At 61.8% G+C, this 10,947-nt stretch carries 9 protein-coding genes; 1 reads left to right on the forward strand and 8 read right to left on the reverse strand.

Annotated features, from left to right (window positions below):
* Positions 1-45: 45 nt before the first annotated feature.
* Positions 46-2,772 carry a preprotein translocase subunit SecA gene (gene secA / locus KUV86_RS15785; protein WP_206937335.1) on the reverse strand — a complete coding sequence of 909 codons (2,727 nt, stop codon included), beginning with the start codon at positions 2,770-2,772 and terminating at the stop codon, positions 46-48.
* Between the two features lie 77 nt (positions 2,773-2,849).
* Entirely contained in the window at positions 2,850-3,197 is a 348-nt protein-coding gene (locus KUV86_RS15790; RefSeq protein WP_222238142.1) for a hypothetical protein, read from the reverse strand.
* A 95-nt stretch (positions 3,198-3,292) separates the two neighbouring features.
* On the opposite strand from KUV86_RS15790, the gene KUV86_RS15795 reads away from it, so the two are divergent.
* A complete protein-coding gene (locus KUV86_RS15795; protein ID WP_206937330.1) occupies positions 3,293-3,760 on the forward strand; it encodes a DUF721 domain-containing protein in 468 nt (155 codons plus the stop codon).
* Between the two features lie 326 nt (positions 3,761-4,086).
* On the opposite strand, the gene lpxC is transcribed toward KUV86_RS15795, so the two are convergent.
* The 6 genes from lpxC to murC form a co-directional block, all read right to left on the reverse strand.
* The gene (gene lpxC, locus KUV86_RS15800) at positions 4,087-4,998 is read right to left on the reverse strand and encodes a UDP-3-O-acyl-N-acetylglucosamine deacetylase (RefSeq protein WP_222163017.1); all 912 of its coding nucleotides are present in this window, start codon (positions 4,996-4,998) and stop codon (positions 4,087-4,089) included.
* 122 nt (positions 4,999-5,120) lie between these two features.
* Positions 5,121-6,308 carry a cell division protein FtsZ gene (ftsZ, locus tag KUV86_RS15805; RefSeq protein WP_206937325.1) on the reverse strand — a complete coding sequence of 396 codons (1,188 nt, stop codon included), beginning with the start codon at positions 6,306-6,308 and terminating at the stop codon, positions 5,121-5,123.
* A 34-nt stretch (positions 6,309-6,342) separates the two neighbouring features.
* Positions 6,343-7,632, reverse strand: coding sequence for a cell division protein FtsA (ftsA, locus tag KUV86_RS15810; protein ID WP_222485523.1), 1,290 nt, complete (start codon positions 7,630-7,632; stop codon positions 6,343-6,345).
* Between the two features lie 231 nt (positions 7,633-7,863).
* The gene (locus KUV86_RS15815; RefSeq protein WP_222485525.1) at positions 7,864-8,589 is read right to left on the reverse strand and encodes a cell division protein FtsQ/DivIB; all 726 of its coding nucleotides are present in this window, start codon (positions 8,587-8,589) and stop codon (positions 7,864-7,866) included.
* A gap of 1 nt (position 8,590) precedes the next feature.
* A complete protein-coding gene (locus KUV86_RS15820) occupies positions 8,591-9,517 on the reverse strand; it encodes a D-alanine--D-alanine ligase (RefSeq protein WP_222485527.1) in 927 nt (308 codons plus the stop codon).
* The gene (murC, locus tag KUV86_RS15825) at positions 9,514-10,944 is read right to left on the reverse strand and encodes a UDP-N-acetylmuramate--L-alanine ligase (protein ID WP_206939136.1); all 1,431 of its coding nucleotides are present in this window, start codon (positions 10,942-10,944) and stop codon (positions 9,514-9,516) included. The genes KUV86_RS15820 and murC overlap by 4 nt, the downstream gene beginning before the upstream one ends.
* Between the last annotated feature and the right edge of the window lie 3 nt (positions 10,945-10,947).

The following is a 10,947-nucleotide window of genomic DNA, read 5'->3' on the forward strand; positions in this document are numbered from 1 at the left end:
GGGACATTGCCCGGGGTCGTCGTCATCATCGGCGGTGCAGCTTGCTCAGCTGAGCTTGCCGCAGCACTGCTTGTACTTCTTGCCAGAACCGCACGGGCAAGCGTCGTTGCGACCGACCTTGGGGGCATCGCGGCGCACTGGACGCTGGTCAGCCATCTCATTCACGTGCCGCTGGCCATCGTCCTCCGCTGCCGGCGCCTCGTCATGCCGACTGGCCGCCTGGGCGCTTTCCCGAGCCAAGGCTTCGCGCCGCTGGCGCTCGAGTGCGTCGACTTCCTCTGGCGCACGCACCTGGACGTGACTGAGGATACGCGTGACGTCGGCCTTGATGTTGGTCAGCAGATTCTGGAACAGCTCGAAGGACTCGCGCTTGTACTCCTGCTTCGGATTCTTCTGCGCATAACCACGCAGGTGAATGCCGCGACGCAGGTGGTCCATCGACTGGAGGTGCTCTTTCCAGCGAGTGTCCAGCACCTGCAGCATGACCTGCTTCTCGAACCGACGCATCAGCTCTTCACCGGCGATGGCCACCTTGGCCTGATAGGTCTCGCGGTGCTGAGTCTGCAGGCGTTCGCGCAGCTGCTCCTCGTGGAACCGGTCATCCTCTTCCGCCCACTGCACCACCGGCGCCTCGAGCTGGTACTCGCTCTTGAGGTGAGCCTCAAGCCCGGCCAGGTCCCACTGCTCCGGCAGGCTCTGAGGCGGCACAAAGGCACTGATCGCCTCGTCCAGCACCTCTTCGCGAATGCCCATCACATTCTCGGACACGTCACTGGCCGCCAGAATTTCGTTGCGCTGCTCGTAGATCACACGGCGCTGGTCATTGGCCACATCATCATATTCAAGCAGCTGCTTGCGGATGTCGAAGTTGCGACCCTCGACCTTCTTCTGGGCACGCTCCACCGCATTGGACACCATCTTGTGCTCGATGGCTTCGCCCCGCTCGAGTCCCAGCGCCTGCATGAGCTTCTGCACACGCTCGGAGCCGAACAGACGCATCAGATTGTCTTCGAGGGACAGGAAGAAGCGCGTGGAGCCCGGATCACCCTGACGACCGGAGCGGCCGCGCAACTGGTTGTCGATACGCCGCGACTCGTGACGCTCGGAACCGATAACGTGAAGGCCTCCGGCCGCCAGCACGGCCTCGTGACGCTCTTTCCAAGCCTCCTTGAGCGCTTCGACATCGGCGTCGGAGGGGTTGTCCAGGGTGGCTGCTTCCGCCTCCCAGTTGCCCCCCAGCATGATGTCGGTACCGCGACCGGCCATATTGGTGGCAATGGTAACGGCACCAGGACGACCGGCCTGGGCGATGATGTCGGCTTCGCGCTGGTGCTGCTTGGCATTGAGCACGTTGAAGTCGATGCCCGACTTGCGCATCAGCTCAGCCAGATACTCCGACGTCTCGATGGATGCGGTACCCACCAGCACCGGACGACCGGCCTCGACCTGTACCTTGACGTCCTCGATGATGGCCTCGTACTTCTCTTCAGCACTGAGGTACACCAGGTCATTCATGTCCTTTCTCGCCAGCGGGCGATTGGTGGGAATGACCACCACGTCGAGTCCATAGATCTGACGGAACTCGAAGGCCTCGGTATCCGCAGTACCGGTCATGCCGGACAGTTTTTCGTACAGGCGGAAGTAGTTCTGGAAGGTCGTCGAGGCCAACGTCTGACTTTCACGCTGAACCGTCACGCCCTCCTTGGCCTCGACAGCCTGGTGCAGGCCTTCCGACCAGCGGCGGCCGGGCATGGTACGACCGGTATGCTCATCGACGATCACGACCTGACCGTCACTGACGATATAGTCCACGTCGACGTGGTACAGGTGTCGTGCACGCAGGGCCGAGTGCATGTGCTGCAGCAGGTTGAGGTTCTGCGCGGCGTAGAGAGAGTCCTCCTCGCCCAGCAGCCCCTGGGCCCGCATCAGCTCCTCCACTCGATGGTGACCACCCTCGGTCAACTCTACCTGCTTTTGCTTCTCGTCCAGAGTGAAGTCGCCGCTCTCGGGATCTTCCTCGTCGGTGCACGGAGCAAGCTCCTGGGCCAGGCGATCCACCACCTTGTAAAGCTCGGTGTTTTCATCCACTGCACCGGAGATGATCAGCGGTGTGCGAGCTTCATCGATCAGGATCGAGTCGACCTCATCGACAATGGCGAAGTAGAGGTCACGCTGAACCTTGTCCTCCAGCGAAAACGCCATGTTGTCGCGCAGGTAGTCGAAACCAAACTCGTTGTTGGTGCCATAGGTGATGTCGCAGGCGTAGGAATCACGCTTTTCTTCAGACGTCTGGCCGGAGTAGATCACCCCCACCGACAGCCCCAGAAACTCATACAGAGGGCGCATCCAGTTGGCGTCACGCCGTGCCAGATAATCGTTGACGGTGACGACATGCACGCCCTTGCCGGGCAACGCATTCAGATACACCGCCAGCGTGGCTACCAGGGTCTTGCCCTCGCCGGTCTTCATCTCGGCGATCCGACCGCGATTGAGGGTCATGCCACCAATGAGCTGTACATCGAAATGGCGCATGCCCATGACCCGCTTACTGGCCTCGCGCACGGTGGCAAAGGCTTCCGGCAGCAGCGCGTCCAGCGACTCGCCCCCGGCCAGACGCTCACGGAACTCCGCCGTGCGGGCACTCAGGGCCGCGTCGTCCAGGCTCTCCAGGCTCGACTCGAGCTCGTTGACGGCGCGCACCTGGCGAAACATACGTTTGACGTCACGGTCGTTCTTGGAACCGACCACTTTACGCAACAGGGAATTGATCATGACACTTCCTGACATTGACTGGCTGAAGTGAGCTCTCCGCTCATCGGAAAACTCACGCAATAACGACGTCCTTGATGTCAGCCAACGACAGGGGGAGCCCTTGGCGCGCGTACATCCAGTGCAGCGACCGCAGGCAAATAAAAGGCATCCCGGCGCAGATCAGCGCGTACCGGGTGATAGGTGAGGGAGACTCGCGGGTGAGTGGCCAGCCGATGCCGACAGGCCTTGAGCATGGTATGCGCGCGTATGACCGCCGGGGCCATGATACATATCTGCACCAGCCGCTCGGTCGCTCTGGGCGACTCGGCAGCCGCCAGGCTCGCCGGTAACAGACACCCTACCAGCAAACCGGCCAGCCACCACCGTGCTACACGCCGGGCACTCGCCTCGCGGGGGCAGCTACGATGTGATTCCAGGGCTGTCATGCTGTCGGGCAACTCCGTCGCGTGCTAGTCTCGGTGCCACCCATTGGCAACGACACACTCTCCATTGATCCTGGGAAACCCCAAGACACAAGCTCATGAGTATAAAGGTTAAGCGGTTCCGCGCCCAGTCCATGACCGGCCTTCTTGGAGGCCGCGGGGAACTGGGCGGACTGATGCGCATGGCACGACTGATCGAGCGTGCCCAGGAGCACCTGCGTAGCGAGCTGACAGCCCCCCTGGCCGACCATCTGTTTGTCGGCGGCTTTCGTGACGGACGCCTGACCCTGATCACCGATGGCGCGGCCTGGCTCACACGACTGCGCTACGAACAGCCACGACTGCTGGAGAGCCTGCACCAGCTGCCGGAGTTTCAGGCGGTCACCGGCTTTCACTTCAAGGTCCGCCCGGTACGCCCTGCCAAGGTCGCCCCCCGACAGGTCAGGCGGCTGCCGGCCGAGGCCGGAGATGAGCTGTCGAGCTGTGCGGCAGACATCGAAGACCCTCGTCTGAAGCGTGCCCTCGAACGGCTGGCCGCCCATGCAGAAGCCCGCTCCGACCGCTAGCAGCGTGTCGCCCACGGCCGCGCAACGAACCCATCGACCGGCCACCCCACCTACCACACTGCGCTAGCGACCAGCCGCAACAAGCACGCTCGACGCGCACTGGCAACGTACGCTCGTGACGTCCACTCGGTTTGCGGCATTGCTCGCCCGCCCCCCTTCGACACGGAACTCTCCCTTCGCCACGGAACTCTCAAACAGCAAAACGCCGCCCCTGGGGGCGGCGTCGATGCAGGTCACGAGTACGGGCACGGGCAACAACAGGCAATGGCAAGCGAGGTGAGACTGGCGATCTGCGGGACGCTCACATCACCCTGCCACCCGCGACATCACGCCATGGCGGGCGCTGCGTAGGAAATCGGAGCGGGCTCGGCCTCGCTCTCGAAGGTCACGATTTCCCAGGCCTCCGGCTGCTCGATCAGGGCACGGCACAGCTGATTGTTGAGCGCATGCCCGGACTTCACGCCGCGGAACTCGCCAATCAGGCTGTGTCCCAGCTGGTAAAGGTCGCCGATGGCATCCAGCACCTTGTGCTTGACGAATTCATCGTCGTAACGCAGACCACCGTCGTTCACGATGCGGTAATCATCCACCACGATGGCGTTGTCGAGGCTACCGCCAAGGGCCAGATTGTTGGACCGCAGATACTCGAGATCACGCATGAAGCCGAAGGTCCGCGCGCGGGACACTTCCTTGACGAACGAGGTGGTGGAAAAGTCCACCATGGCCGTCTGCTTCTGATCTTCGAACACAGGATGGTCGAAATCGATCGCGAAGGACACCTTGAACCCCTTGTGGGGCAGGAAGATCGCTTCCTTGTCGCCTTCGGTGACCTTGATCTCGCTCTTGATGCGGATGAACTTCTTGGCCGCATTCTGCTCCTGAATACCCGCAGACTGGATCAGGAACACGAAGGGTCCGGCGCTGCCGTCCATGATGGGCACTTCCGGCGCGCTGACATCCACGTAGGCATTGTCGATACCGAGACCCGCGAAGGCGGACATCAGGTGCTCCACCGTCGCAACTTTTTCACCATCCTGGGACAGGGCAGTACACAGGGTAGTGTCGGTGACGTTCATCGCCTGGGCCGGGATGCGAACTTCCGGCTCGAGGTCGGTGCGCACGAACACAATGCCCGTGTCCACCGGCGCAGGACGAAGGGTGAGATACACCTTCTTGCCGGAGTGCAGTCCCACGCCCGTCGCGCGGATGACGTTTTTCAGGGTGCGTTGTCTGATCATTGTGCAGTCGCCAGGCAGTCGTTGGTTATGAAACACCGTTCACTATAACACCGAACGGACGTTTCAACAAAAAAACCTTGCCTTCCGATGCCCGCACCCGGAAAACTCTACGCTCGTTTCGATCAATCCGCCTGCCGACGCAAGAACGCCGGGATATCCAGATAATCGTCGAGCTCTTGTGACTTGCGCTTCTCGGCCTGGGGTCGCGCGGACTCCTGCGGCTCAGGCTTGCTCGCTGCCGCGACGCCGGCGCCACCCTGGCTGCGATTGATCGCACCCTGCTGGGGGCGTTGACGCGCCTCAGGACGTCGAGTCTGCTGCTGGCTGGCAGGCTTCTGCTGACGCGACACCTGCGCATCCAGGCCCGCTGCCACCACGGTAACGCGCAACTCGTCGGTCATATCCATGTCGATGGAGGTACCCACGACGATGGTGGCGTCCTGGGAAGCGAACTCCTGGACAGTGGCACCGACGTCGTTGAACTCGCCAATGGAGAGATCTGGCCCTGCCGTGATGTTGACCAGAATGCCCCGGGCGCCGTGCAGGTCGATGTCTTCCAGCAGCGGGCTGCGAATGGCCTTCTCGGCGGCTTCGCGAGCACGATTTTCACCGGTGGCTCCACCGGTTCCCATCATCGCCATACCCATCTCTGACATCACCGTTCTGACGTCGGCAAAGTCGACGTTGATGATGCCCGGACTGGTGATCAGCTCGGCAATCCCCTGAACCGCACCCAGCAGCACATCATTCGCGGCACTGAAGGCGGTCAGCAGAGTGGCGCTCTTGCCCAGAACGGACAGCAGCTTTTCGTTGGGGATGGTGATCAACGAGTCGACGTGCTCGGACAGCTCCTTCATCCCCTCTTCGGCTGCGCGCATGCGCTTGGGACCTTCGAAGGGGAACGGGCGCGTGACCACGGCAACGGTCAGGATGCCGAGTTCCTTGGCCACCTGGGCGACCACTGGCGCGCCACCGGTGCCGGTACCGCCACCCATGCCAGCCGTGATGAAAACCATATCGGCACCGCCAAGCAGCTCGGCGATGCGCTCACGATCTTCCATGGCCGCCTGGCGGCCGACTTCCGGATTGGCACCGGCGCCGAGCCCCTTGGTGATCTCGCCACCAAGTTGCAGAACGGTCTTGGCTGACACCCGCTTGAGCGCCTGAGCATCAGTGTTGGCGCAGATGAACTCCACCCCTTCGATGCTGCTCTCGACCATGTGATTGACAGCATTGCCGCCGCCGCCACCGACACCGATGACTTTTATGACCGCGCTGCTTGAGGGCGCGCTATCTACGACTTCGAACATTTGCCCCGTCTCCTGAGCCGCTTGAGCGGCCCTTTCAGAAATTTCCTTTGAACCAGCCTTTTATCTTTTCCAGCGCCGGAATCCCTTCCTCTGGTCCACGCCGGGAGACGTCCTCGCGCCTCGGTTGCGCCGAGGTGGTGCCACCCTGCCCTTGGTGAGCACGACCCTGACGGGCTTCATGTAGAGCGTAATGTAACAAACCGACACCCGTCGAATAAATCGGATTTCGCACCACATCGGCGAGACCTCTCACATTCTGCGGACAGGCTACCCTGACCGGCATGTGAAATATCTCTTCGGCAAGCTCCACCACACCTTCCATGCGCGAGGTTCCGCCGGTCAACACGACGCCAGCAGCCACCAGATCCTCGAAGCCGCTGCGGCGCAGTTCGTCACGCACCAGGGTGAACAGCTCTTCGTAGCGAGGTTCTACCACCTCGGCCAGGGACTGGCGTGACAGGTCCCGTGCAGGACGGTCGCCAACGCTCGGCACTTTGATCATCTCATCGCTGGAGGCCAGCTGAGTCAGAGCGCAGGCATACTTGACCTTGATCTCCTCGGCGTACTGCGCGGGTGTGCGCAGCGCCATGGCGATATCGTTGGTGACCTGGTCACCGGCAATCGGAATCACTGCAGTATGACGGATGGCGCCTTCGGTGAATACGGCAATATCGGTGGTACCGCCACCAATATCCACCATGCACACACCCAGCTCGCGTTCGTCTTCGGTCAGCACCGCATGACTGGACGCCAACTGCTCGAGAATAATGGCGTCCACATCCAGGCCACAGCGACGCACACACTTTTCGATATTCTGCACCGCATTGAGCGCAGCGGTGACCAGGTGAACACGGGCTTCCAGGCGCACACCGGACATGCCCAGCGGCTCGCGAATTCCGCCCTGGGTGTCGATGGCGAATTCCTGGGGCAATACATGCAGGACACGCTGCCCTTCTGAGATAGCCCTGGCCCTGGCGGAGTCGATGACGCGATCAATATCCGATGGCGCGACCTCCCGCTCCTTGATGGCCACGACCCCGTCGGAATTCATGGAACTGATGTGGCTTCCTGCAATGCCGACATACACGGAATGAATGTCGCAACCTGCCATCAATTCCGCTTCTTCCACCGCACGCTGAATAGACTGAACCGTGGACTCAATATTGATCACCACTCCCTTTTTCATACCTCGGGAAGGGTGAGAGCCGATACCGGCGATTTCGATGCCACCATCGTCGGTGGGCTGACCCACGATCGCTACGACCTTGGATGTTCCGATATCCAGCCCGACTACCATATTGGACACGTTGGATGGACCTGCCATGAGCCGGGAAATCTCCTTGAACGGATTCCGTAACCTTGGAACCTGCCGCTGTTATAAAAAAACCTGGGACGATTATAGAAACAAGTGCACTTGTTCGGCCAGCCCAGGACGTTCATTCATTCCACGATACGGGCTCATTTAAACAAAAGAAACCTCGAAAACCTGTCTTTGAGCAGCAAGAGTGTCGCCACTTTTAATCGCCGTCGTTCTTTTGTCGATTAAAGGCGACGCTCAGCCATTGGACGCTTCGCCCCCATCGACCGGCTCCGTCTCACCATGCCAGGCCACGGAGACCCCGTTGGGGTAACGCAGATCGATGTAGCGAATGTGCGACGCCACACTGCCCAACTCACCTCGCCAAGCGGCTTCGAGACGCCCGAGGCGTGCTTCGAGATCGCCACGCCCGAGCATGATCCAGACCCCACTGGCCAACTGGAAGCGCCATGCACCGCGTGGCTCGAGGCGCAGCTGCTGCACGTCGAGCCCCATCCGCTCCAAGCGCTGCTCCAGGGTGGCGAAGTAGGCCAGCACCTCTGCGCCCGCCCCCACCGGACCCGCCATGTCCGGCAGACCGTCAGGGGGCGCTACCGGAGCGTAGGCGAAGGGCTCGCCCTCGGCATTCAACAGCTTGTCATCGTTCCAACGGGCCACCGGGCGCTGCTCTTCCAGCTCGAAGGTGAGCGCATTCGGCCACTCGCGACGAATGCGCACTTCCTTCAACCAGCCGACCTTGAGCGCCTCTTCCCGCAGGGCCTCCAGATCCACCGACAGCCAGGTCTTGCCCTGTACCAAGGGTGCCAATTGTCGCTTGAGATAAGAAGCGTCCACATGATGCAGCTCACCTCCAATGGACACTCTTTCGATGGGACGATCAAGCCATAGCCATAACGCCTGACCGCCCGCCCCCAGCAGGACGACGAGCAGAAAGATGCCAAGCGACGAGCCGCGTCGGGTCATGTCAGCCGCGCTCCCTGGCGGTATCGATGATCCCCAGTACCAACTGGTCGAAGTTCATCCCGGCGTGGGCTGCCGCCTGAGGCACCAGACTATGATCGGTCATGCCCGGCACCGTATTGACCTCAAGCAGCCAGAAACGCCCGTCGCCGTCCCGCATCACGTCGACACGCCCCCAGCCCTGGCAACCAATGGCTTCGAAAGCGGCGACGCACAGCTCGCCCAGCGCCGTCTCTTCGGACTCGCTCAAGCCGCACGGGAGGTGGTAGATCGTCTCGTCGGACAGGTATTTGGCCTCATAGTCATAGAAGCCGCTGGGCACCTCGACGCGAATGGCCGGCAACGCCTTGTCGCCAAGAACCGACAAGGTAAATTCGTCTCCGCTCACAAAACGCTCGGCCATCACTCGGGCGTCGAATCTGGCGGCCTCGTGATAGGCATTTTCGAGCTCCGAACGGCTCTTGACGATGCTGATGCCGATGGTCGATCCCTCATGCACTGGCTTGACGACCAGTGGCAGACCCAGCTTCGCGACGACCTCATCCCAGTCAGCTGAGGGAGTCAGCAGTACGCTCTCGGGGGTGGGCATCCCCAGCGCCTGCCACAGCGCCTTGGTGCGCATCTTGTCCATGCCCAGCGCCGACGCCAGCACGCCGCTACCGGTGTAGGGAATGCCTGCCAGTTCCAGCGCCCCTTGTAGACAGCCGTCCTCACCGCCCCGGCCGTGCAGAGCGATGAATACCAGGTCAGGGCTCAGCGCCTCAAGCCCGGCGACGCCGCCGTCGGCGAGGTCGTAGCCGGTCACGTTCAGACCCAGGCGCTGACAAGCGGCCAGCACCGCTGCACCACTCTTCAGGGAGACCTCACGCTCGGCGCTGTGGCCGCCATAGACAACCACAACATGGCCAAGGGATTGCGCGTGTTGGTTCACAGTGTCACCTCATCAAACTGCAGCAGAGCATCGGCCAGTCGCTGGGAAATACCCCCCACGTCGCCCGCGCCTTGAGTGATCAGAATGTCGCCAGGCTTGACCACCTTGGCCAGCAACGCCGGCAGCTCCGTCTTGTCCTGGGCAAAGATCGGGTCCACTTCCCCGCGCTGGCGGATCGATCCGGCCAGGCTGCGCCCGTCGGCACCGGGTAAAAGCGCCTCACCAGCGCTATAGACGTCGAGCAGCACCAGTGTGTCGACGCTGGACAGCACGCGCACGAAGTCCTCGTAGAGATCCCGTGTACGGGAATAACGGTGTGGCTGGTACACCATGACCAGACGACGGCTGGGCCAGCCATCACGCACCGCCTTGATCACCATCTCCACTTCACGGGGATGATGGCCATAGTCATCGACCAGCATGACGTCTGCTTCGGCTTGGCCGTCACCCTCACGCCGGGGTGCAGGGAAGTTGCCGTGAACCTGGAACCGACGCCCGACACCGGCAAACCCGGCCAACCCTCGGAGGATAGCGCCAGCCTCGACCCCGGCATCCGTCGCCACGGCAATCGCGGCCAGTGCATTCAGCGCGTTGTGACGGCCCGGCATGGCCAGCCTCACCTCGAGATCTTCAAGATCCCCCGGGCGCACCGCCGTAAAGCGGACTTCACCAGCACTCTGCTCGAAGTTCTCGATGCGGTAGTCAGCGTCAGCAGAGAAGCCATAGGTAACAAACTGGCGATTGATACGGTCCAGCAGGCCTCTCACGTTGTCATCATCGATGCACAAAACTGCAAGGCCGTAGAACGGCAGGTTGTGCAGAAACTCGATAAAGGTGTGCTTCAGCCGCTCGAAATCCCCACCATAGGTGCTCATATGGTCGGCATCGATGTTGGTCACGATGCTGACCATGGGCTGCAAGTGCAGGAAGGATGCGTCGGATTCGTCCGCCTCGGCCACCAGGTAGTCACCCTGGCCTAGCTGGGCGTTGGTGCCAGCACTGGTCAGCTTGCCGCCGATAACGAAGGTGGGATCCAGCCCGCCTTCACCCAGCAGGGTAGCCGTCAAGCTCGTCGTGGTGGTCTTGCCGTGGGTGCCGGCGACCGCGATGCCGTGCCGAAAGCGCATCAGCTCAGCCAGCATTTCCGCCCGGCGCACTACCGGAACACGATGTTCGTGGGCCCACTTGAGCTCTGGGTTGTCCTCGGCCACTGCGGTGGACACGACGACCACGTCCGCGCCATCGGCGTGCTCCGCGGCATGTCCGATGAACACCCGCGCGCCGCAGCTTTCCAGGCGAGCTACCACGGATGAGCGGCGCAGATCGCTGCCGCTGACGTGATAGCCCTGGTTAGCCAGCACCTCCGCGATACCGCACATGCCGGCGCCACCGATACCCACAAAGTGAATGCGACGAATCCGGCGCATGCC

It is taken from the genome of Halomonas sp. DP8Y7-3, from assembly GCF_019801675.1.
Taxonomy (GTDB): domain Bacteria; phylum Pseudomonadota; class Gammaproteobacteria; order Pseudomonadales; family Halomonadaceae; genus Halomonas; species Halomonas litopenaei_A.

Excerpts from the sequence above, each read along its gene's own strand:
- KUV86_RS15815 (WP_222485525.1), bottom strand. The coding sequence starts at position 8,589 with ATGACCCGACGCGGCTCGTCGCTTGGCATCTTTCTGCTCGTCGTCCTG.
- ftsA (WP_222485523.1), bottom strand. The coding sequence starts at position 7,632 with ATGGCAGGTCCATCCAACGTGTCCAATATGGTAGTCGGGCTGGATATC.
- murC (WP_206939136.1), bottom strand. The coding sequence starts at position 10,944 with ATGCGCCGGATTCGTCGCATTCACTTTGTGGGTATCGGTGGCGCCGGC.
- lpxC (WP_222163017.1), bottom strand. The coding sequence starts at position 4,998 with ATGATCAGACAACGCACCCTGAAAAACGTCATCCGCGCGACGGGCGTG.
- KUV86_RS15795 (WP_206937330.1), top strand. The coding sequence starts at position 3,293 with ATGAGTATAAAGGTTAAGCGGTTCCGCGCCCAGTCCATGACCGGCCTT.
- ftsZ (WP_206937325.1), bottom strand. The coding sequence starts at position 6,308 with ATGTTCGAAGTCGTAGATAGCGCGCCCTCAAGCAGCGCGGTCATAAAA.
- KUV86_RS15790 (WP_222238142.1), bottom strand. The coding sequence starts at position 3,197 with ATGACAGCCCTGGAATCACATCGTAGCTGCCCCCGCGAGGCGAGTGCC.
- secA (WP_206937335.1), bottom strand. The coding sequence starts at position 2,772 with ATGATCAATTCCCTGTTGCGTAAAGTGGTCGGTTCCAAGAACGACCGT.